17 protein-coding genes are annotated in these 22706 nt (G+C 42.4%); 13 read left to right on the top strand and 4 right to left on the bottom strand.

Going from position 1 to position 22706, the window contains the following annotated elements:
• Positions 1 to 170 precede the first annotated feature (170 nt).
• Positions 171 to 818: a Uma2 family endonuclease gene (locus ACMX3D_RS24955; protein ID WP_482748485.1), complete on the top strand. Its 648-nt coding sequence runs from the start codon at positions 171 to 173 to the stop codon at positions 816 to 818.
• Between the two features lie 193 nt (positions 819 to 1011).
• Here ACMX3D_RS24955 and ACMX3D_RS24960 read toward each other — a convergent pair whose 3' ends face one another.
• Together ACMX3D_RS24960 and glpX are read right to left on the bottom strand one after the other, a co-directional pair.
• Positions 1012 to 2298 carry a glutamyl-tRNA reductase gene (locus tag ACMX3D_RS24960; RefSeq protein ID WP_482748486.1) on the bottom strand — a complete coding sequence of 429 codons (1287 nt, stop codon included), beginning with the start codon at positions 2296 to 2298 and terminating at the stop codon, positions 1012 to 1014.
• 108 nt (positions 2299 to 2406) lie between these two features.
• Entirely contained in the window at positions 2407 to 3444 is a 1038-nt protein-coding gene (gene glpX, locus ACMX3D_RS24965) for a class II fructose-bisphosphatase (protein ID WP_482748487.1), read from the bottom strand.
• Positions 3445 to 3867: 423 nt separating this feature from the next.
• Between glpX and ACMX3D_RS24970 the strand changes: the two genes are divergently transcribed.
• The 3 genes from ACMX3D_RS24970 (at position 3868) to ACMX3D_RS24980 (ending at position 5692) form a co-directional block, all read left to right on the top strand.
• On the top strand, positions 3868 to 4416 hold the full coding sequence (locus ACMX3D_RS24970; RefSeq protein ID WP_482748488.1) for a DUF981 family protein: 549 nt from the start codon (positions 3868 to 3870) through the stop codon (positions 4414 to 4416).
• A gap of 101 nt (positions 4417 to 4517) precedes the next feature.
• Entirely contained in the window at positions 4518 to 4829 is a 312-nt protein-coding gene (grxC, locus tag ACMX3D_RS24975; RefSeq protein WP_482748489.1) for a glutaredoxin 3, read from the top strand.
• A gap of 158 nt (positions 4830 to 4987) precedes the next feature.
• Positions 4988 to 5692 carry a Holliday junction resolvase-like protein gene (locus tag ACMX3D_RS24980; protein WP_482748490.1) on the top strand — a complete coding sequence of 235 codons (705 nt, stop codon included), beginning with the start codon at positions 4988 to 4990 and terminating at the stop codon, positions 5690 to 5692.
• A 247-nt stretch (positions 5693 to 5939) separates the two neighbouring features.
• On the opposite strand, the gene gltB is transcribed toward ACMX3D_RS24980, so the two are convergent.
• Complete coding sequence (gene gltB, locus ACMX3D_RS24985) at positions 5940 to 10613, bottom strand: glutamate synthase large subunit (RefSeq protein ID WP_482748491.1); 4674 nt, start codon at positions 10611 to 10613, stop codon at positions 5940 to 5942.
• Positions 10614 to 11365: 752 nt separating this feature from the next.
• Between gltB and ACMX3D_RS24990 the strand changes: the two genes are divergently transcribed.
• The 9 genes from ACMX3D_RS24990 to ACMX3D_RS25030 all read left to right on the top strand — a co-directional run bounded on the left by ACMX3D_RS24990 (position 11366) and on the right by ACMX3D_RS25030 (position 21018).
• Positions 11366 to 13381, top strand: coding sequence for a phosphodiester glycosidase family protein (locus ACMX3D_RS24990; RefSeq protein WP_482748492.1), 2016 nt, complete (start codon positions 11366 to 11368; stop codon positions 13379 to 13381).
• A gap of 291 nt (positions 13382 to 13672) precedes the next feature.
• Positions 13673 to 14092 carry a phosphomannose isomerase type II C-terminal cupin domain gene (locus ACMX3D_RS24995; RefSeq protein WP_482752422.1) on the top strand — a complete coding sequence of 140 codons (420 nt, stop codon included), beginning with the start codon at positions 13673 to 13675 and terminating at the stop codon, positions 14090 to 14092.
• A gap of 324 nt (positions 14093 to 14416) precedes the next feature.
• Positions 14417 to 14761: a HesB/IscA family protein gene (locus tag ACMX3D_RS25000; RefSeq protein ID WP_482748493.1), complete on the top strand. Its 345-nt coding sequence runs from the start codon at positions 14417 to 14419 to the stop codon at positions 14759 to 14761.
• A 227-nt stretch (positions 14762 to 14988) separates the two neighbouring features.
• A complete protein-coding gene (gene rpsL / locus ACMX3D_RS25005) occupies positions 14989 to 15375 on the top strand; it encodes a 30S ribosomal protein S12 (RefSeq protein ID WP_066377879.1) in 387 nt (128 codons plus the stop codon).
• Between the two features lie 406 nt (positions 15376 to 15781).
• Positions 15782 to 16252: a 30S ribosomal protein S7 gene (rpsG, locus tag ACMX3D_RS25010; protein WP_482748494.1), complete on the top strand. Its 471-nt coding sequence runs from the start codon at positions 15782 to 15784 to the stop codon at positions 16250 to 16252.
• A gap of 138 nt (positions 16253 to 16390) precedes the next feature.
• Positions 16391 to 18469, top strand: a complete 2079-nt coding sequence (gene fusA, locus ACMX3D_RS25015) for an elongation factor G (RefSeq protein ID WP_482748495.1) — start codon at positions 16391 to 16393, stop codon at positions 18467 to 18469.
• A 22-nt stretch (positions 18470 to 18491) separates the two neighbouring features.
• Positions 18492 to 19721 (top strand): elongation factor Tu, encoded by a 1230-nt coding sequence (gene tuf / locus ACMX3D_RS25020; RefSeq protein WP_482748496.1) that lies wholly within the window; start codon positions 18492 to 18494, stop codon positions 19719 to 19721.
• 149 nt (positions 19722 to 19870) lie between these two features.
• Entirely contained in the window at positions 19871 to 20188 is a 318-nt protein-coding gene (gene rpsJ, locus ACMX3D_RS25025; protein WP_015113498.1) for a 30S ribosomal protein S10, read from the top strand.
• Between the two features lie 179 nt (positions 20189 to 20367).
• Positions 20368 to 21018, top strand: coding sequence for an LON peptidase substrate-binding domain-containing protein (locus tag ACMX3D_RS25030; protein WP_482748497.1), 651 nt, complete (start codon positions 20368 to 20370; stop codon positions 21016 to 21018).
• Positions 21019 to 21276: 258 nt separating this feature from the next.
• On the opposite strand, the gene ACMX3D_RS25035 is transcribed toward ACMX3D_RS25030, so the two are convergent.
• Positions 21277 to 22470 (bottom strand): DUF7453 family protein, encoded by a 1194-nt coding sequence (locus ACMX3D_RS25035; RefSeq protein WP_482748498.1) that lies wholly within the window; start codon positions 22468 to 22470, stop codon positions 21277 to 21279.
• Between the last annotated feature and the right edge of the window lie 236 nt (positions 22471 to 22706).

Consider the following 22706-nt stretch of genomic DNA (forward strand, 5'->3'; position numbering starts at 1 on the left):
GGCAGACAATATTTCTGGCAATAAATTATATTTTAAACAAACACAGATAGTTATCTGTGTTTATTTTTATTTAAAAATTTTAAAAAATCAGATTTGGCGATCGCTCTACAAAAAACAGCCAACCAGATTTATTTGATAATGTAAAATATAATATTTCCCTTCTTTAAATTATGACTGCTGTTATTCCCGTTGTGAAACCTGTTAGCCAGATGCAATTGGCTCCTGGTAGTACAGTCACCATACCAGATGTGAGTTGGTCAGAATTTGAAGCGATTTTAGAGGAATTGGGACACAAGCGGCGTGCAAGAGTAGCTTATAGCCAGGGTACTTTAGAAATTATGGTTCCTTTACCTGAGCATGAAATACCCAGAGACCTACTTTCAGATATTGTCAAAATATTGCTAAAGGTAAAAAATCTTAAATATCAACCTTTTGGCTTTACCACCTTCAAAAGGGAAGGAATAGCCGGAGTTGAACCCGACCCTTGCTTTTATATCCAAAATTACCAGCGCATGATTGGTCGTCGTCGGTTGGAACCAGACGATCCCCCACCAGATTTAGCAATTCAAAGCGATGTCACTTCTAAAACTAAACTTGATGCTTATAGAGCAGTTGGTGTACCTGAACTCTGGGTTTATGATAGCGGCACGCTGACTATTTATGTATTAAGAGATGAGATTTATCTAATTTCTGATACCAGCCCTCTATTTGAAGATATACCCATCAAGCAAATCATTCCTACTTTTGTGGAACGTGCTTGGCAAGTAGGCAATCTTCAGGCTTTGGAGGAATTTGAAAGTGCGATCGCAAAATTATAAAACTTCAGCACAAAGCTTATCTGTGGAGTCTGGGTGTAGGGGTTTGGAAGTGTAAGGATGTAGGGTAATAGTGTAACAAAGTTAAATTAACTAATTTAACTCGAATGAGTAATGATTATAAAAACGGCGAAAGAATTATCGCTTCTTCTACCCCTACACCCACATACCCTTGTACCCCTACAACCTAAAATTTTTAGCTGAACTGCTCTTCAACATCTAGGTTAAACAACATTTGCAGCGTTTGCATACAACGTCGTCTCGCCTCCACATCCTGCTGCGCTCGCAATTGCACCATCGGATCGTGTAAAATTTTGTTAACAATGCCTCTTGTTAAAGCTTCAATTACTTCCTGATGTTTGTCACCAAATTCTGAACCCAAGCGCGACAAAGCTTTTTCCAACTCTTGTTCGCGGATGGTTTCGATTTTATTTCGCAGACAGCTAATAGTAGAGACAGTTTCTAAACTGCGCCACCAAACATCAAAAGCTTCTACTTCTTCTTCTAAAAGTTTTTCGGCTTCTTGAGCCATTTTCCGGCGGCTTTCGTAGTTTTGCGCCACCACTGCTTTTAAATCATCGACATTAAACGCCTGGACATGTGCCAATTCGTTTACGTCTGAATGAACGTTACGCGGTACAGAAATATCAAACAACATCAAAGGACGGCCAGGTTCTAAAACTGCTTCTAACTTGGCGCGGTCAAGTATTGGCTCAGTTGCCGACGTGCTAGTAAATATTAAATCACTTTCGGAAATTACTGTCATCATTTCCGAAAGTACATGAGTGCGGATTGGGTGTTCAGAGAACTGTTGTGCTAATTCCTGGGCGCGATCGCGTGAACGATTCACAATACTAATTTGTGTCGCACCTTTAGAAACTAAATGTTGTACCAACAACCGCGACATTTTGCCAGCACCAAGAATTGCAACTCGACAAGCAGCTAAATTTGCTACTTTAATTTGTGCCAATTCCACAGCTGCTGAACTAATAGAGACAGCGCCAGTTCCAATACTTGTTTCGGTGCGTACCCGCTTACCAGCGGTAATGGCTTGTTTAAATAATCGATTCAAAATTGTTTTTATACCACTGTATTGCTGTCCCAGTTTGTGAGTATTCTTCACCTGAGCCAGAATCTGTCCTTCTCCCAGCACCAAGCTATCTAAACCTGCTGCTACGCGCATAACGTGCATCACAGCATCCTCGTGCAGCAAGACAAACAAGTGTTGTCTGAGGGAAGTAACTGGTAATTTGCTGTGTTCTGAAAGAAACTGAGTAACTTCGCGGACACCTTGATCAGTTTCACTAGCAACAATGTAAATTTCCAAACGGTTGCAAGTGCTGAGTATAGCTACTTCGTCAATGTGGGGATAGCTGTTTAAATGAGCGATCGCGCTTTCAGTTTGTGGTTCTGGAATACTCAGCTTTTCCCGAATTTCGACAGGGGCTGTTTTGTGACTTAACCCCACCACTGCAATATTCATTTCTTATCAATAATTAGTAATGGATTATTAACAATTGGTGAGTAGTGAGTAGTGAGTGGGGAGTAGTAAATACCCACTCCCTACTCCCGACTCCCTATTCCCTGATTTCTAGTGCAATTGCAGAGTCTTAGGCTGGTCGAACATGTGGATTGTATCGACAAATCTAGCTGTCTTAGACTGGGTAGAAATAACCAAGCTTTGAGTTCTTGCACCACCGTGGAAGAACCGGACACCTTGCATTAAGTTACCAGAGGTAATACCGCAAGCAGCAAATAGAACATTTTCACCAGATGCAAGTTCATGAGCATCGTAGACCTTATCAGGGTCAGTGATATTCATAGACTGCAAACGCTCAATGTTAGCTTCTTTGCTTTCGCCAATTAACCCGGTTTTTACTACTTCTGGATCGTAGATCAACTGACCTTGGAAATGTCCACCCATCGCCCGCATAGCTGCGGCAGATATTACACCTTCAGGTGCTGCACCAATACCCATCAGTGCGTGGATATTTGTTCCAGCAAAACCACAAGATATAGCTGCACCCACGTCGCCATCAGAAATGAGTTGGACTCTAGCTCCCGCTTCGCGGATTTCTTTAATCAAATCGTTGTGGCGTTCGCGCTTCATGACAACTACTACGAGTTCATCAATCGAGCGATCTAGACACTCAGAGAGAATTTTGAGGTTTTCGGTGGCTGACTTATTAATATCAACCTTACCTTTAGCGGCTGGAGGTGCTGCTAGTTTCTTCATGTAGAAGTCAGGTGCAGCAAACAAGCCACCTTTTTCAGAAATTGCCAATACAGCCATTGAACCAGGCTGTCCGTAGGCTACCAAGTTTGTACCTTCGCAGGGGTCTACGGCAATGTCAATTTCGATTAATTCATCAGGGTTACAGAAGTCTTTCGCATCTGGACGAGAACAGATACCAACTTCTTCACCGATATACAACATGGGAGCGTCATCACGTTCCCCTTCCCCAATCACGATGCGACCGCGCATATAGATTTTGTTCATACGCTCCCGCATAGCTTCTACTGCTACTTGGTCAGCCGTGTTTTTTTCGCCTTTACCCATCCACTTAGCGGATGCGATCGCGGCTTGTTCTACTACCTCAATAATCTCTAACCCAAGTGTATTTTCCACAGAGTCGCCCTCTCAACTGCTCTCTATTGCGTTATTTCATCTGGCCTTTTCAGTTTTCAAGTCTACCAAAGTGCCGATACCTATGGAAAATAGTATTCACTCACACAATTGTTAATTTTTGCTGCCGTTTGATGTCAATTAATACCAGTAGGCTTAAATGTACAGTGCTTTTGTACTACTAACTCATCAGTCTTAACTTAGTAGATAAAATGTCTAAAGTTATTACTGTACAAGACTTTAAGGCATACTTATTCAGTCTAATATGATTCATGAATTAGCCTGTAAGTATAATAAGTACGTTTTTATTGTGTGTGCATCTAACTAGATAGAGTAAAGAAAACTGCGTATAAGTTTACGAAAAAAAAATGACTATATCCAAAAACAAAGACGAGGTTAAGCGTGTTTATTGATTACATCACACTTATGTTGATCAATATGGTCGCTGGGTTAGTTCTCCTAGGTGATTACGTGAATCGAGGCTTAGTTAGTGCAAATCAAAAACAATGGATTCCTGGGTTTGGGATTACAGGCGGAATCGCCTTAGCAACAGGGCTACACATGACTTTCACTTGGCCTGTGCGTGGTAGCTTCAACATCGCTTATGGGGAAACAACCGTCCTTTTCGGAACTTTGTTTATAGCAGCCGCGATCGCTTTAGCTTTAAATTGGGATTTGTGGACAGTAGCAATTTACGCTTTCTTTGCTGGATTAGTAGCTGTTGTTGTTGGTATCCGCATCATCAATTTAAACATTACTAAAACACCTGTACTCTCAGGCATAGGTTTTATCCTCACAGGCTTGGGCGGTATCTGTGCTGCACCCGCTTTATATTGGAAAGCTAACCGTACTTTGCGATTAACTGGCGCTTTTGTACTAATTATCGCTGCTTTGATTTGGGCGTTTATTGGATACATAGGTTACTGGAATCATCTTGAAACCTTCCAACAGTGGGTTCCCACACCTATGCGCTAACCCAAAAGAAGATAAAAATTAAAGAGTTTACTTCTAAAATAGAATTTTCAGAGCAATATAAAATTTCATCTTTCATACTTTACACTTCACAGTTCAGAATTATGTTGGACTTCCTCAATCCTCTACTTGGCCGACATCCAGAAAAAATCAAAGCTAACGTCGAAATCTACACTTGGCAAACTTGCCCTTACTGCATCCGTGCCAAAATGCTGCTGTGGTGGAAAGGCGTAAACTTCACCGAATATAAAATTGATGGTGATGAAGCAGCTAGAGCCAAAATGGCAGAACGTGCTAACGGTCGTCGCACAGTACCGCAGATTTTCATTAATAATCAACACATTGGCGGTTGTGATGACCTTTATCAGCTAGACACCAAAGGTCAACTCGACCCTTTGTTAACTCAGTCAGTATAAATAGCATCCGCATTTTTAGGCATTGTTACTTGTCAGCATTTCTCTGTCTAAATCACTTGGGGAATAAATATTTAGGCTGCTTGAATCTTAGAATGGTTATTTAAAGTGATCGTTTGGGTACTACTAAGGAGGGTGTAAAAAGCAATCGGACTTGAATAATGGAAATTATAGTTTCATTACTTATTGGCATTATTGTTGGTAGTGCAATCACCTATTACATTTTGCAGAAATCACAGCAAAGAAAAACAATTAGAGAATATGAAGCTCAAATTCAACTTTTGAAGGAAGAGCATCAACAAGCTCTCAAAGAAGCAAGAAATAGAAGCATAGATGGAAGCCGTGCTGTAATTAAAGGCAAAATTGCAGAGCAGTTAGCGCCAGTTCTCCCAAACTTTAAATATTTACCATCAGATGCCAGATTCATAGGTGATCCTGTTGACTACATTGTTTTCAATGGCTATACGGAACTTAAAGATAATGGAGGCGTTGAGAGTAATTTAGAAGTTGTAATTCTGGATATCAAGACAGGTAATGCGTCTTTGTCTCAATTTCAACAAGCAATTGCTAAAGCGATTAACACAGGGCGAGTACGCTTTGAAGTAGTTCGACCCGAAACATCTGATCAACAGCATCTAAAACATCAAAATCAATCTTTACAACAAGATTTAACTCAAAAAACATGCAGTATTAAAGATATTCGTAAAACACATTCACGCGCTTATCATGGTTGGAGTAAGGACGAAGATGAACGACTAAGACAACGCTACAAACAAGGGGTGACAATCAATAATTTGGCTGTTGAGTTTCATCGGCAACCAGGTGGAATTCGTTCACGCCTAAAAAAGCTAGGATTAATACAATAGTCTGTGCCCTAAAAAATTGATGAAGTTGATAGTAAAAATATTTGTTAATGTGATCGCCACATCACATTACAGAATAATATTTCTCATACAGAGGTTCAGAGAAAATTAAGAATTTTCAATTTGAGTAAATGAAATTTTATTTTCTCCTCTGATTTTTATTTGAACGATATTGATTTTTAAGTGATATTAAAAAAGGACATGGTGGTGCCATGTCCTTCTTATTCAAAAACTTAAGTATAGCTATTCACTACACCGAACTCAGGTGTTTTTCTACCACTGCTTGCGGGTTAGCCTCTGGACTATCCGCTTCTGAAGGTGGTACTAATTGCCAGAACTTAGACACGAATTCTTGCCAATTTTGCAAAATTAATTTCGCTTTTGGTGAACCAGTGCGTTCTGCATGAGTTCTAATTAAATCTTGCAGTTGCTTCTGTCCGGCTTCTGTCAAGACTCGCTGAATTTTGACATTTTCCCGGTTGACTAACTCAGGGAATGAACCGTATTCATCAAGGAAGTATGCCAAACCGCCAGTCATCCCCGCAGCTACGTTACGTCCTACTTTGCCAAGGACAACTATGACACCACCAGTCATATATTCGCAGCAGTGATCACCTGCACCTTCTACTACAGCTGTGGCTTTGGAGTTACGGACTGCAAAGCGTTCACCTGCTAAACCGTTGGCAAATAAGAATCCACCAGTAGCACCGTAGAGGCAGGTATTACCTACAATCACGTTCTTGGATGGGTCATAGGTAGCCTCTGCTGGGGGTTTGATGATGATTTCACCACCGTGCATCCCTTTGCCTACGTAGTCGTTGGCTTCGCCTTCCAAGGTTAAAGTGATACCAGGGAGGTTAAAAGCACCAAAGCTTTGACCTACGCTACCTTGGAAGTTGAGATTGATTTGTCCTTCAAAGCCACCGTCGCCGTATTGAGATGCGATCGCACCTGCTAATCTTGCGCCTACTGTTCTATCGGTATTGACTATCTTTAAAGTCTTAGTCACAGTAGATTGGTTGCGAATGGCTAATTGAATATCTCCATCAGCCAGCAATTGATCATCGATTACCGGGCCGTTGCTATGAACTTCTTCATGCACTAACCAGTTACGGTTTTCTTTAGTATCTGGTAGTTGCAGTAAGCAGTTGAGATTCAATGCTTGGGTTTTGGCTAGTTTCGCTTCGGGACGTACTGTTAACAAGTCTGCACGACCGATAATTTCTGATAAGGAACGGTAGCCCAGTTTTGCTAACAAACTCCGCACTTCTTCTGCAACGAAGTAGAAGAAGTTGACGACGTGTTCGGGGATACCTTTGAACCGCAGGCGCAGTTTTTCATCTTGAGTTGCTACACCTACAGGACAGGTGTTTTTATGGCAAACTCTCGCCATTTGGCAACCTTCGGCAATCATCGCAATGGAACCAAAGCCGAATTCTTCGCCACCCATCAACGCAGCCATCAAGACATCCCAACCAGTCTTTAATCCGCCGTCTACGCGTAAAATGACGCGATCGCGCAAACTATTTTGCATCAGCACCCGATGCACTTCACTTAAACCGAGTTCCCACGGTGAACCAGCGTGTTTAATCGAACTCAATGGTGATGCACCTGTACCACCGTCATGCCCAGAAATTTGAATGATATCAGCGTTGGCTTTCGCTACACCCGCCGCAATTGTGCCAATGCCGATTTCCGCTACTAACTTCACTGATACCTGCGCTTTCGGGTTGATTTGGTGCAGGTCAAAAATTAGCTGTGCTAAGTCTTCAATGGAGTAGATATCGTGGTGCGGTGGTGGTGAAATCAAGGTTACACCGGGCTTGGAACGCCTCAACATCGCAATGTAAGGACTGACTTTTGCTCCTGGTAGTTGTCCGCCTTCCCCTGGTTTTGCACCTTGGGCAATTTTGATTTCGATTTGTTTTGCACTAGCTAAATACCCTGGTGTGACACCAAAACGTCCTGATGCAACTTGCTTGATAGCACTAGAAGCAGTATCACCATTCCGCAAACCTTTTAGATGGGGTAGTGTGGGTGAGTTGCCAGATGCGTCTACATCATCCAATACTTTGTAACGTACAGGATCTTCGCCACCTTCTCCAGAGTTGGATCTACCGCCAATCCGATTCATGGCGATCGCTAAAACTTCATGGGCTTCCCGTGACAATGCACCTAAGGACATCCCACCAGTACAGAAGCGTTTGAGAATTTCTTCTGCCGCTTCCACTTCTTCTAGAGGAATTGATGGGCGATCACTTTGGAAGTCTAGCAAGTCTCTCAATGCAGTAATTGGTCTGCCTTGGAGATACTGTTTGTAAACTTCGTAATGGTCGTATTGCTTGGTTTTAACCGCTTCATGCAACGCCTTGGACATTTCCGGGGTGTTCATGTGGTACTCGCCACCAGGACGGTAATTGACAAACCCCAAGTTATCCAACTTCTTAGCTGTGAGTTCTGGGAAGGCTTTGCTGTGGATGGAAAGCACTTCTTGTGCCAGTTCGCTGACACTCAAACCGCTAATTCTGGAAGCTGTACCTTTGAAGCCGAGTTCTAATAAGTCTCCGCCAATCCCAATGGCTTCAAAGATTTGTGCTGCTTGATAGCTAGATAACAAAGATATCCCCATCTTGGAGAGGATTTTCAACAATCCTGACTCTACAGCTTTGCGGTAATTGCCAATCGCTTGTTCTAAGCTGATGCTGGTCAATTTACCTCGTTCCATGAACTGCTGTGTTTTCGGGTCAAACCACCAATCCCGGACTGTATCTAAAGCCATGTAAGGACAAACAGCACCTGCGCCATAGCCAATCAAGCAAGCAAAGTGATGGGTACTCCAGCACTGAGCAGTATCAACAATCAGCGATGTCTTCATCCGCAAGCCTTCGCGGATCAGGTGGTGATGCACTGCACCCACTGCCAATAAAGGCGGAATGTAGCTGTATTCTGAGCTAATGCCAACTCCTGCGCGATCGCTCAAGATTAATATCTTCGCCCCTGCACGGACTGACTCAGCTGCTTGTGCTTGTAAAGCTTGCACAGCAGCTTTTAATCCTCCTGGGCCGTTAGCAATAGGAAATACAGTTGACAATTCGGCTGTCGCAAAACCAGACAACTTAATTGCATCTAATTCTGCCTCTGTCAAGACTGGCGAATCTAACTTCAGCCTCTTAGCATATTCTGGTTTCGGTTCTAATAAATTACCCCGTTCACCTAATTCCACTTTCAAAGACATCACCAGCTTTTCGCGCAGGGGGTCAATTGGTGGGTTAGTTACTTGCGCAAACCGCTGTTTGAAATAGTCATACAGCAAGTGGGGTTTGTCGGACAGCACTGCTAAGGGAATATCATCACCCATGCAGAAAGTTGGCTCTGCACCATTGCTGGCCATTGGTTGAATCACCATTTCCACATCTTCGGTGGTGTAACCAAAGGCTATTTGCTTCTGGAGTAAAGCTTGTCTGTCAACTGTAAATTGTCCTTTGCCGTTGCCATTACCATTGCCGTTGCCATTTGTCTCATGATTGTTGACTAATGACTTTAAATCTTGGCGATACTTTTGCAACCATTCCCCGTAAGGAAGCTGTTTGGCAATTCTTTGTTTAATTTCCCAGTTTTTGAGGATTTCATGGCTTTCTAAATCCACGGCAATCATTTGCCCTGGCCCCAGTCTGCCTTTTTCAACAATATCGGCTTCTGGAAATTCAACTACGCCTGCTTCCGATGCCACAACAATGTAATCATCTTTGGTAATTACGTAGCGTGCTGGTCTTAAGCCGTTGCGGTCGAGAGTCGCACCAACTTTCTTGCCATCACCAAAGACTAACAGTGCTGGGCCATCCCAAGCTTCTTGCAAACCACTGTAATATTCGTAGAAATCAGTAATTTCAGGATAATTCTGCAATGATGGCTGATTTTGGTAAGCCTCTGGCACCATAATCATCAAGGCTTCCAAGGGGCTGCGTCCCGAACGTACTAGTAGTTCTAGTACATTGTCTAGGGTGGCAGAGTCGCTGCTATCTAAAATAACTAAGGGCTTGAGTTCATCATTGCGATCGCCCCATACTGAATGACTAATGCTGGCTTCCCTAGCCATCATCCAGTTGATATTACCCAACAAAGTATTAATTTCCCCGTTATGTCCTAACAGCCGCATTGGCTGCGCTAAAGGCCATTTAGGCAATGTGTTGGTACTAAAGCGACGATGATAAACTGCAAAAGCACTCTTATATTCAGGATTTTTTAAATCCGCATAAAAGTCTCCCAAAACAGCAGAACGCACCATGCCTTTATATACAATTGTGCGGCTGGATAAAGAGCAAATGTAAAAGTCTTCGGAAATCGGTTTTGCTGCTTTGAAAATGCGCTTGCGGGTAATGTACAACTGTCTTTCTAGTTCATCACCAGTTTTGTCAGCAGCGAGAAAAACTTGTTCTATTTGAGGTTGATTTTCTTTGGCTTGGATTCCCAATAAATGAGGATGTACTGGTACTTCTCGCCAGCCCAATACAGTAAATTTTTCTTCAGCAGCAACTTGCTCAACTTGAGCTTTCGCTTTTTGTGCTACTTCTGGGTCTTGCGGTAAAAATATCATCCCTACAGCAATATTGCTGGTAGATGAAATTTTCATCCTTCCTGAGAAATATTCTTTTTGTAACAACTCCCAAGGAATAGCTGTCAATATCCCTGCACCATCACCAGAGTCTTGGTCGGCGCTACAACCACCCCGGTGTTCCAAGCAGGTTAATGCGGCTAAGGCTTTGGTGACGATTTCATGGCTGGCAATATTCTGGCGATGTGCAATAAAACCTACACCACAGGCATCTCTTTCCTCTACTAACCACCTTTGTCCTTGGTAGGTATCCCTAGAGTCTTTATCCGAAAATGTCATGTTTTGCAATTGATTCACCCGTTGATCGTTCATAGCCTATTCCTGAGAAGTTGAGTCACAAATTTTGCCACTGCTTGTGAGGAAAAATTTCTCAATTTCGCGTCGTAGCAATACATAAATCACTGGAATTTAGGGAAAAAAAATTTTAACTGCGGTTAATTATTAGTTTACCCGTGTTAAAATTGTTGCGTTAATTCTTATGTGTTTATGCTAGGTTAGACAAATTACATTTTGTCCTGGAATTATCTATTTTGTATTCAAAAACTAAGTATTTTCTAAATTTTTTCAGATGATAGATGTCTTTCAGGTAGACAGCCTCAGCTTACCTGACACAAAACTCAAACTGAAAAATTTACCATTCTAAAAGCTGCAAAATTCCTGATTCAGCAACAAAATCAGCGTATTACACTATATACCCATTTGACAATTCCTAAACATTTTTGTTTTTGTCTATATTTGCTGATTACCCGTTGCCACTTTTGTTACTAACAGTTGAGCCTCACATCTAAGTAACACAATAGCAACTATGAGTGAGGAAAGAGTATTTTAAATTTAAATTTGACGACCAAAGCTATATATATAGTTTGGTGGGAACTAGTGCTAGTTAAAACAGTCAGTTACAGTGGTTTTGGCGGGAAGATGACTAGTTGATCTTGATAAGAGACAACAAGCCAATATATAGATTATCACGTTTCTTTAAAAGTTAAATCATCTTATTTAAAGATTTTCCCACAATTAGTCAGTCTGTCCCTGAGGTGATAACTTGCAAAAGTACTGAATAAAATATGGTAAAAATGCCCAACCGTTGCCGAAAAAAATCTGATACTGCTGTGACCAAGCCTAGGAAACACAAAGTTTTGCAGGCAAATGTCTTACCAATCCTTGCCACAATACTGAGTTTATCTCCTACCTGGGTTGCCTTAGCTCAACCGTCTCCCATCAATACTCAACCAGCACCAGCACCATCTGTGTTAAAAGCGCCATCTTCTGGTAATCAAATTTCGCTCAATGGTCGTACCATACCAGGCACTTGGTTTCTGCGCCCAGGCAAAGCTGGTCGAGTGACAACACATATTAGTGATGGGGTATTTCGACAAATAATAGGAGTCGATTTTTTAAATACCAATAACCCAAGCAGGCAACCAATACAATGGTTTTCATCAGCTACAAACCCACTGGTTTTGGTAACTCAGCTACAAGGTGGATATCGCTATCTTGATATTACTAACTTTGCAAAACAAGCAAATTGGCAGTTACAGACCAATGGTAGCACTTTGGTGATTGTTACGCCCCAATCTCAAATCAAAAATATTGTTCCCAGCCAGCAATCATTAGGTTCCAGTATTGCTACTCATCGAGAAAACCGTATTTTAGTTGATTTAGACCGCCCTACACCTTGGTTTGTCAGACAAGGATTACCCATTAAACAAGCTCAAACGCCACCACCAGATGATCCTGATGCGATCGCACCTAAAGTCAATACACCACCTAATAGGGAATGGACAATTACTCTGGATGCTGTAGCTGATCCTACCTTAATTCAACGTTATACACCTGCACCACCACCGCCATCACTGCCCAACCCACTCAAACAATTAATACCAGAAGCAGCACCACCACAACCAGACCCTGATACCTTGATTCAAAAAGTGGAGGTGGTTAAGAATCAAACTATCATTAGTCTCAGCGTTCCCTTTGGTTCGGCTCCTCGTGTCACTACATTAGCTAACCCTAATCGCCTCATTATTGAAATTCGCCCCGATGCAATGGTAGAGCGAAATATTGCTTGGGCATCAGGATTACGCTGGCGACAGCAATTTATCAGTTTAGGTTCAGAACATTTCCCCGTAGTGTGGTTAGAAGCTAACCCTCGTGCAGTAACTTTAAAACCAATTTGGACAAGTCCTGAGACTTTGATTGGCACTGCTCCTTTAATTCAAACAGCACAACAGTACTTAGCATTAGCCGCAATTAACGGTGGTTATTTTAACCGTAACAATCGATTGCCTTTGGGCGCGATTCGTCGGGATGGGCAGTGGTTATCTAGCCCGATTCTTAACCGAGGTGCGATCGCTTGGAATAATTCTGGGCAATTTTACGTAGGCCGTTTAACCTTACAGGAAACTTTAATCACTCCTAACAATTTACGCTTGCCGATTCTATTTCTCAATAGCGGTTATGTTCAAAGCGGCATTGCTCGTTACACTCCCAGTTGGGGACAAAGTTATACACCCCTCACAGACAATGAAATTATCCTCATAGTTCAAAAAGACCAAGTTACCAGTCAATTAACTGGCGGGAAAGCTGGTGAGACTCCTATTCCCATTCCCCAGGATGGCTACTTGCTAACCTTACGCGGCACTGCTGCAACTGCCGCTACACAACTACCTATAGGCACAAAAGTTAGTCTGTCTAGTGCTACAACTCCCATTGATTTTAGCCGTTACCCCAACATTGTCGGAGCCGGGCCGCTGTTAATCCAAAACGGCCAAATTGTTCTTGATGCTAAAGCGGAAAAATTCAGCAATGCTTTTATTGCTGAAAAGGCTGTTCGCAGTGGTATTTGCACCAATGCCTCAGGTACACTGATGATCGCTGCTGTACAGAATCGTGCAGGCGGTGCAGGGCCGACACTAGCGGAACATGCTCAATTGATGAAACAGCTTGGCTGTGTTAATGCTCTCAATTTAGATGGTGGCAGTTCAACCAGTCTTTACCTGGGAGGACAATTACTTGATCGTTCTCCGAATACTGCGGCTCGTGTACATAACGGTATCGGTATTTTCTTTCAACAAAGATGATTAGGCGCTAGGGACTAGAAATGAAAGCCTATTAGTGAAATAGGCTTAATACTAGCCTTTAATCCTAATTTCCTTTTTTTAAAGATTAGAATAAGCTCCTAGGTTGCTAAATAAAGAGTTTGTGTATTCACCATAGTTTAGCCGTGACTCTTTACACCCTAAAGTTTGATTTTGCTATGGTGAGCAAGGTGTAATTGAATTGCTGATTTTCACGGTTGCAAGATTGCGCCAGATTTTTCCATCAATGGTTAAGAGTAAGGACAGCTTGTTATGTCTCCAAATGAGGTAACTATGGCTCAATATCAAGAAACCGCACCAAATAAGACTTTACCCCTACCTGCTGCGATCGCTAATCGAGGCGTTGCTGCAACTGAGTTGCGCCCTTGGGGTTCTTTTACAGTTTTGGAAGAAGGACGTGGATATAAAATCAAGCGCATCGAAGTCAAGCCCGGACACCGCCTCAGCTTGCAAATGCACCACCATCGCAGTGAACACTGGATTGTTGTCTCTGGCACAGCGAGAGTAACTTGTGGGGATAAAGAAGTGCTGTTGGGTAATAACCAGTCAACTTATGTACCCCAGTGTACATCTCATCGTCTTGAGAATCCTGGCGTGATCCCCTTAGTGCTAATTGAAGTACAAAATGGCGAATACTTAGGTGAAGATGATATTATTCGCTACCAAGATGATTATGCTCGGACAGAAAACTAATCCCACTAGGTGAACAGGGATTTAGCAAACTAGAAATTGCACCCCGTAAATTTCTGACGGCAGCATCCAGAAATTTACGGAGGAGCGATAGCCAAAATGTTTAATCTAAACTTTAGCTTGTACTTTTAACGCAAAAAATCTGAATTATTCAAAGACTTAAGTACTCAGGTGAGTTTACATTCCCAGATAATGAATAAATCCCACACTGGTTTTGCAAATAAACCTCTTCATTTAAAATGGAATAGCAAAAACCAGTTTTTTAGGTTTCTTGTCACACCATCTGTCATAGTTTAAGGTGGGCTTTCAATTGCCAAAACAAATTCAATGATTCAACTGAGTCCAGCCGCAAAAATTGAAATTGAACGCTTAAAGTCAAAGCAACAGCCCAACGCCTTGGTCAGGTTAGCTGTTAAACCAGGGGGATGCTCTGATTTATTTTATGATTTGTCATTTGATGAAATTATCCAAGAAAGCGATCGCACTTTTGAGGTGAGTGGTCTGCAAGTTCTTGTAGACAATCAAAGCTTACAATATGTTAGTGGTTTAGTATTAGATTATTCAGAAGATTTGATGGGTGGAGGCTTTCGTTTCCACAATCCTCAAGCTTTTGCTACCTGTAGCTGTGGTAATTCATTTTCGATTACTCAAGAGTCCATAATCCAGGAATAAGAATCGAGAAGTCAAAATTCAGGAATTAGAATGAATTAAGTAAGGATTTAAACCCTGAAATTAATCTGTCACTGGTACAGAATTTACCTTGAAATCTCACTCCTAGCTTCTGAAAGCCTATCTAGATAATTGCCTTGTTAAAGTAGTTTGACAGAAAAGCACGAAAAAAGATATAATTAGGATTTGTTAAAACTTAGACCCCTAAGCAGCTTCACGCGCTGTGACTCATGCCAACCATACAGCAACTAATACGTAGCGAACGCGAAAAAGCGCGTCAGAAAACCAAATCTCCAGCTCTCAAGCAATGCCCGCAACGCCGGGGTGTTTGTACAAGAGTCTACACAACTACACCTAAAAAGCCTAACTCAGCCCTACGCAAGGTAGCAAGGGTAAGACTGACATCTGGATTTGAGGTGACAGCCTACATTCCAGGGATTGGTCACAACTTACAAGAACACTCCGTGGTCATGATTCGTGGCGGTCGGGTTAAGGACTTGCCAGGGGTAAGATACCATATCATCCGTGGCACCTTAGATACAGCGGGCGTAAAAGACCGCAAGCAAGGCCGTTCCAAGTATGGAACCAAGCGCCCGAAAGAAGGCGCTAAAAAATAAGGCAGAGGCGATTAGTCGTGCCTAATTGCGATTAGTCGCTTTGTCTGGAAGCGCTAAAAAATATAAAAAGTTAGCGATCACTCTCAAACAGTTGTGAAAATAGATAAAATTGTCTGTTTTCAAAAGTTAAATTAGTTAAGTTACCACTGCCAGCCTGCGCTCAGCGAGCAAGTGTAGGTTTTATTGAAATTGTTGTAAGCGACAGCAGCATTTTCATCTAGCAATTAATACCTGTGATGTTGTCGCTTTGCATGTCCCATTAAGGATAGCAAATCAGCAATTCAGGGTCGCTGCAACTGTAGTGTAAAAAAATTGCAGCAGTCTGAGTGGCAGCTTCCACCACTCCGATACTGCGCTGTCTGATAGCATATAATTTCGTTGCCAAATTCCGAATTAAGGGTAAAGTATGTCTCGTCGAGGTGTAGTTCAAAGGCGGCCAGTTCCGCCTGACTCCGTTTATAATAGTCGTCTGGTGAGCATGATGATTCGCCGGATCATGCGTCACGGAAAGAAATCCCTAGCCGCCCGCATTGTTTATGATGCAATGAAAACTATTGAGGAGCGCACTGGGAATCCTGCAATAGAAACCTTTGAAAGAGCTGTGCGTAATGCCACACCTTTAGTAGAAGTAAAAGCACGCCGCGTTGGTGGTGCAACTTACCAAGTACCAATGGAAGTGCGTTCAGAACGGGGTACTACCTTGGCGTTGCGTTGGTTGGTACAATTTTCTCGCTCTCGTCCAGGGCGCACCATGGCCGGCAAATTGGCGAATGAATTAATGGATGCAGCCAATGAAACCGGAAACGCAATCCGTAAGCGTGAAGAAACGCACCGGATGGCAGAAGCGAACAAGGCCTTTGCACACTATCGTTATTAAGCAAAACAGCGATATATCCTGCCTCTAGAAGCGATATATCGCCAACTTAAAAACCCAGACGGTAATCCGTAAAAGTATAGAATCTTAACAAAGAGTAATATACAAGATATCATGAGGCAAAAACTATAGGAGGCTACTGTGGCACGTACTAACCCGCTAGAGAAAGTACGCAATATCGGTATTGCGGCGCACATAGATGCGGGCAAAACCACAACAACAGAGCGAATATTATTTTACTCTGGGATAATTCATAAAATTGGTGAAGTTCACGAAGGAACGGCTGTAACAGACTGGATGGAGCAAGAGCGGGAGCGGGGAATTACCATCACTGCTGCTGCGATCAGTACCAGTTGGAAAGATCATCAAATTAACATTATCGATACTCCAGGTCACGTAGACTTCACAATTGAAGTAGAACGCTCCATGCGGGTATTGGATGGAGTAATAGCAGTATTTTGTTCTGTAGGTGGTGTGCAACCGCAATCAGAGACAGTTTGGCGGCAAGCAGACCGCTACAAAGTGCCTCGGATTGCCTTCATTAACAAAATGGATCGCACAGGCGCGAACTTTTACAGAGTTCATGAGCAAATGCGCGATCGCCTACGGGCTAATGCCATTGCAATTCAACTGCCCATCGGTAGCGAGAACGACTTCAAAGGCATTGTGGACTTGGTACGTAAACGTGCCTATATTTACAACAACGACCAAGGAACGGATATCCAAGAAACAGATATCCCGGCTGATATGCAAGAGCAAGCCGAAGAGTACTACACCAAACTAGTCGAAGCCGTCGCCGAAACCGATGACGATTTGATGACTAAGTACTTCGAGGGTGAAGCACTCACAGAAGATGAAATTCGTGCAGCTCTGCGTAAAGGTACAATTGCCGGTACTATTGTGCCTGTACTTTGTGGTTCAGCTTTCAAAAACAAAGGCGTGCAATTGATGCTGGATGCGGTAGTTGATTATCTGCCAGCGCCCATTGATGTTCCACCAATTCAAGGGACATTGCCAAATGGTGAAACCGTAGAGCGCCGTTCTGATGACAACGAACCTCTAGCGGCTTTGGCATTTAAGATTATGGCTGACCCCTACGGCCGCCTCACCTTCGTTCGTGTCTACTCTGGCGTACTGAAAAAGGGTAGTTACGTCCTGAACGCGACCAAAGATAAAAAAGAACGGATTTCTCGCTTAGTGCTGATGAAAGCCGACGAGCGTCAAGATGTTGATGAACTGCGAGCAGGTGACTTAGGCGCAGCAGTAGGCTTAAAAGATACCTTGACAGGTGACACTCTTTGTGACGAAGGTGCAGCAGTTATTCTCGAATCCCTGTTTATTCCTGAGCCTGTAATCTCGGTTGCGGTTGAACCCAAAACCAAGAACGACATGGACAAATTGTCCAAGGCTCTGCAATCTCTCTCGGAAGAAGACCCGACCTTCCGCGTCAGTGTTGACCCAGAAACCAACCAAACAGTGATTGCAGGGATGGGAGAATTACACCTAGAAATTCTCGTAGACCGGATGTTACGCGAATTTAAAGTGGAAGCAAACGTGGGTGCGCCACAGGTAGCTTACCGTGAAACCATTCGCAAAGCCGTCACCAGAGTTGAAGGTAAATTCATCCGCCAAAGTGGTGGTAAAGGTCAATACGGTCACGTCGTGATCGATTTGGAACCAGGTGAACCTGGTAGCGGCTTTGAATTCGTTTCTAAGATTGTTGGTGGTGTTGTACCCAAAGAGTACATTAGCCCCGCAGAACAAGGAATGAAAGAATGCTGCGAATCTGGCGTTTTAGCTGGATATCCATTAATTGATGTGAAAGCCACCTTAGTCGATGGTTCTTATCACGACGTAGACTCTTCGGAAATGGCTTTCAAAATCGCTGGCTCAATGGCGATGAAAGAAGCAACAACCAAAGCTTCACCAGTCCTCTTAGAGCCTATGATGAAAGTTGAGGTGGAAGTTCCCGAAAACTTCCTTGGGGATGTAATGGGCGACCTCAATTCCCGTCGTGGGCAAATTGAAGGGATGGGATCTGAACAAGGCATTGCCAAAGTGACTGCTAAAGTCCCATTGGCTGAAATGTTCGGCTATGCCACTGATATTCGGTCGAAGACCCAAGGACGGGGCATCTTCTCGATGGAATTTAGCCATTACGATGAAGTACCTCGCAACGTGGCTGAGGCAATTATCGCAAAAAGCAAAGGGAACGCTTAATTAAAAAAGGAAACGAGCATTCATGGCACGCGCAAAGTTTGAAAGAAATAAACCCCACGTTAACATCGGTACTGTTGGCCACGTTGACCACGGTAAAACCACTTTAACAGCAGCTATTACCATGACCTTGGCTGCTTTGGGTAAAGCTGAAGCTAAAGCTTACGACCAAATTGACAACGCACCCGAAGAAAAAGCACGGGGTATTACTATTAATACCGCTCACGTTGAGTATGAAACTGACAAGCGTCACTATGCTCACGTTGACTGTCCTGGACACGCTGACTATGTGAAAAACATGATCACTGGTGCAGCACAAATGGACGGAGCCATCCTCGTAGTAGCTGCTACCGATGGCCCCATGCCTCAAACTCGTGAACACATTCTGTTAGCTCGTCAGGTAGGGGTTCCTAAACTAGTAGTCTTCTTAAATAAAGAAGACATGGTAGACGACGAAGAATTGCTAGAGTTAGTTGAACTAGAAGTTCGTGAACTACTTTCTAGCTATGACTTCGATGGCGACAATATTCCCGTAATTAGAGGTTCCGGTCTGCAAGCTCTAGAAGCAATGGTCAAGAACCCCAAAACCCAACGCGGCGAGAACAAGTGGGTTGATAAAATCTACGACTTGATGGATGCTGTAGACTCTTACATCCCCGACCCAGAGCGTGACATTGACAAACCCTTCCTGATGGCAGTAGAAGACGTATTCTCCATCACAGGTCGTGGTACCGTAGCTACCGGCAGGATTGAGCGCGGTAAGGTAAAAGTCGGTGATGTTGTAGAACTAGTAGGTATCAGAGACACTCGTAACACTACCGTAACTGGTATCGAGATGTTCAAGAAGAGTCTCGATGAAGGTATGGCTGGGGATAACGCAGGTGTACTACTACGTGGTATCCAAAAGGCTGATATTGAACGGGGTATGGTAATTGCTAAACCCGGTTCTATTACCCCTCACACCCAATTTGAAGGTGAAGTTTATGTACTCACCGAAAAAGAAGGTGGTCGGAAAACACCATTCTTCTCTGGCTACCGTCCTCAATTCTATGTGCGGACAACTGATGTAACAGGCACAATTACCGCATTCACCTCTGATGATGGTAGTGAAGCAGAAATGGTAATGCCAGGCGATCGCATCAAAATGACTGTAGAATTGATCAACCCGATCGCAATTGAACAAGGTATGCGTTTTGCGATTCGTGAAGGTGGCCGCACCATCGGTGCTGGTGTCGTCTCCAAAATCCTCAAGTAGTACCTTTTTACCCCAATAACTCAGAGCAGAGATGGTAAAATGCCTCTCTGCTCTTTTATCTGACCCGATCAAAGGAAATGAAGAATAGGAAGTAGGTTTTCTATTCCCCACTCCCCACTCCCAATAAAACAGAACCTGGAAAATTAAAGATGGCAACTCTACAACAGCAGAAGATTAGAATTCGTTTAAAAGCTTTTGACCGTCGATTATTGGATACATCTTGCGAGAAGATTGTAGACACAGCTAACCGAACTAACGCTACAGCTATAGGCCCAATTCCCTTACCCACAAAACGGAAAATCTACTGCGTGCTGCGATCGCCTCACGTAGACAAAGATTCGCGCGAACACTTTGAAACCCGCACTCATCGCCGAATTATTGACATCTACCAGCCTTCCTCTAAAACTATTGATGCCTTAATGAAGCTAGATTTGCCATCGGGTGTGGATATTGAAGTCAAACTGTAGTTAGTCAAGTGTCAATAGTTATAAAAAAAATTATTATTGACCAACGACTATAGTGTGAATACTGAGTTAGCCCTGAGAAAATTGATCTCAGGGCTTTTTATTTAGTGATAGAATGTAAACAAAGTACGGGAAAGCAGAGAACAATAAATTTTTAAAATTAAATTTATTCTAAGGAAACAATGACATCTTCTTCGAGAATTGCTGTTCGTGAACTACCTCTGTTCCCGTTACCCGAAGTAGTTCTTTTTCCTACTAGACCACTACCTTTACATATCTTTGAATTTCGCTACCGAATCATGATGAACACGATTTTGGAAAGCGATCGCAGGTTTGGGGTATTAATGGTCGATCCAGTAAAAGGTACAATTGCCAATGTTGGTTGTTGTGCAGAAATTATCCACTACCAGCGCTTACCAGACGACCGGATGAAGATGTTGACCTTGGGGCAACAAAGGTTTCGTGTTTTGGAGTATGTGCGTGAAAAGCCTTATCGCGTAGGTTTGGTACAGTGGATAGAAGATGAACCACCAACCAAAGATTTACGCCCTTTAGGTGCTCAAGTTGAACAGCTACTTAAAGATGTAGTACGCCTCTCTGCTAAGTTGACTGAACAAAACATTGAACTGCCAGAAGAATTACCAGACTTGCCAATAGAGCTATCTTATTGGGTAGCCAGTAACCTCTATGGTGTTGCTGCCGAACAGCAGTCCTTACTAGAAATGCAAGATACAGCTGCTAGGTTAGAACGAGAGGCAGAAATTTTAACTTCTACCCGTAATCATTTAGCTGCCCGTTCTGTACTGAAAGATACTTTTAATCAAAAGTCATAAGCTAAGATTTATGAGAGCTGACGCAGACTCTAAGATTGTTCTACACTATGGTCAACTACTTTTTGGCTAATATGGCTGAGCTAACCAACGCCTAGGGTGGAAAAACATCATTAGCTAACTGGTATGCTGTTGCACATAAAGCTTGCGTATTTAATGGTGTTGACCGTTTACTGGTAACTATCAAGGGTCAACGCCATCATGAAGTTATTATCCAATGAATATGTGTTTTAGCTGAAGCCCAAAGGGTAGTTCGACAAATTAAGCTTTTTGATTGCATAAGTCCTGCTCATGCTTTATGCGCTTGGTTTTTGAACGGAGTATCTTCCCAAAAATTCCTAAAATCAAGATTCCTGGCAACAAAGTAGGTGTAGGGACGGGTGCCGAAGACTGAGTGGGATTAGCACGGAAGATACCAGTAGTACCATTTGCTAGTTTGGCATAAAAAGCTAGTTGATTAGCATCATTTAGACCTTGATTGGAAAAATAAAGGTCTACTACTGTTGAGCCAAATAAAGAATCGCCCACAGCAATTACTTTATCATTTACTGTGTCTGGGCCTGTATAAATACCAAAACCTCCTGTATCTAAAGCACCCCTAAAAGCAACTATGCCTTCATTATTGATGGCAGGGTTATCGAAGAAACTAAAGGGGCCGCTAGTATCAGCAATAGTGCTGAGATTTCCATTTTGAACCGTGAATATTCCTTCAGTTGTGTAATTATCTAAAACACCTTGAAAAGCAATTGTGTTTTCGTTATTCAGTGAAGGTGTGAACAAGAAGTTAAACTCTCCATTAGTTTCAACTACAGGCGTTGTAGTTTCACCTTGATGAAAAAATATCTCACGTCCGCCAGCATTCAAACTAGCTACAAAAGCTATGGTGTTGTGATCGTTGATTGCATATCCATCCAAAGTAGTATAAACATCATTAGTTTCAGCAATCAAAGAAGTCTCGACTCCATTACTCATGAAAATGCCAATACGTTCTGTATTTACGGGTGCAGAGAATACTACCTGTCCTAAATTGTTAATAACTGGATTTCCAAAGTCACGAGAATAGGGGCTATTGGCAATAGTTGTGGTTATTCCTCTATTAATAGTAAAAATTCCACTACTTGTGTCATCTAAATTAGCTGAGAACGCAACAGTCCCTGTGTTATTAATTGCAGGAACTGGAGAGAAGACACTAAAAGCACTACTATTGTCCGCTATTTTAGTAGTTACCCTACCGTTACCAATAAAGATACCAGTGGCTTTTCCGTTAGATTCTAGGTTAGTTGAAAAGACGACAACACCTTCGTTATTAATTGCAGGAAATAAACCTAAAGAATTAAAGGTATCTTGGTTATCAGCAATTTTAGTAAAAGAAAAGGCTAGGCTAGGCTCTGCATTCAGTAGGCTCAAAAATAGACCGCTTGTAGTTGCTAAGCATAAGTATTTATTAATTGTCATAGAAAGCTGTTGTAGTAGTAAAAAATCAACTATTAATGAAGTATCAAAATTATATTATTGATGGAGAATAACTGAAATATATAGTCATCAAAGTTTAATTATGTTTAAAAAATTTTTCTATTTTAAATTTAAAATCTTATACAATCTCTACTTGTAACATGCTTAAAAATAGCAGGGCTATAAATAACCAAAATATGTAAATAAAAATTAAATATTATAAAATCCTTTTTGTTTCT

Source organism: Anabaena sp. TISTR 8404, from assembly GCF_056847745.1.

Bases quoted from the DNA above. Each gene is read 5' to 3' on its own strand.
- ACMX3D_RS24955 (WP_482748485.1), top strand. From the start codon at position 171: ATGACTGCTGTTATTCCCGTTGTGAAACCTGTTAGCCAGATGCAATTG.
- ACMX3D_RS24960 (WP_482748486.1), bottom strand. From the start codon at position 2,298: ATGAATATTGCAGTGGTGGGGTTAAGTCACAAAACAGCCCCTGTCGAA.
- ACMX3D_RS24970 (WP_482748488.1), top strand. From the start codon at position 3,868: ATGTTGATCAATATGGTCGCTGGGTTAGTTCTCCTAGGTGATTACGTG.
- grxC (WP_482748489.1), top strand. From the start codon at position 4,518: ATGTTGGACTTCCTCAATCCTCTACTTGGCCGACATCCAGAAAAAATC.
- ACMX3D_RS24980 (WP_482748490.1), top strand. From the start codon at position 4,988: ATGGAAATTATAGTTTCATTACTTATTGGCATTATTGTTGGTAGTGCA.
- gltB (WP_482748491.1), bottom strand. From the start codon at position 10,613: ATGAACGATCAACGGGTGAATCAATTGCAAAACATGACATTTTCGGAT.
- ACMX3D_RS24990 (WP_482748492.1), top strand. From the start codon at position 11,366: ATGGTAAAAATGCCCAACCGTTGCCGAAAAAAATCTGATACTGCTGTG.
- ACMX3D_RS24995 (WP_482752422.1), top strand. From the start codon at position 13,673: ATGGCTCAATATCAAGAAACCGCACCAAATAAGACTTTACCCCTACCT.
- ACMX3D_RS25000 (WP_482748493.1), top strand. From the start codon at position 14,417: ATGATTCAACTGAGTCCAGCCGCAAAAATTGAAATTGAACGCTTAAAG.
- rpsL (WP_066377879.1), top strand. From the start codon at position 14,989: ATGCCAACCATACAGCAACTAATACGTAGCGAACGCGAAAAAGCGCGT.
- rpsG (WP_482748494.1), top strand. From the start codon at position 15,782: ATGTCTCGTCGAGGTGTAGTTCAAAGGCGGCCAGTTCCGCCTGACTCC.
- tuf (WP_482748496.1), top strand. From the start codon at position 18,492: ATGGCACGCGCAAAGTTTGAAAGAAATAAACCCCACGTTAACATCGGT.
- rpsJ (WP_015113498.1), top strand. From the start codon at position 19,871: ATGGCAACTCTACAACAGCAGAAGATTAGAATTCGTTTAAAAGCTTTT.
- ACMX3D_RS25030 (WP_482748497.1), top strand. From the start codon at position 20,368: ATGACATCTTCTTCGAGAATTGCTGTTCGTGAACTACCTCTGTTCCCG.
- ACMX3D_RS25035 (WP_482748498.1), bottom strand. From the start codon at position 22,470: ATGACAATTAATAAATACTTATGCTTAGCAACTACAAGCGGTCTATTT.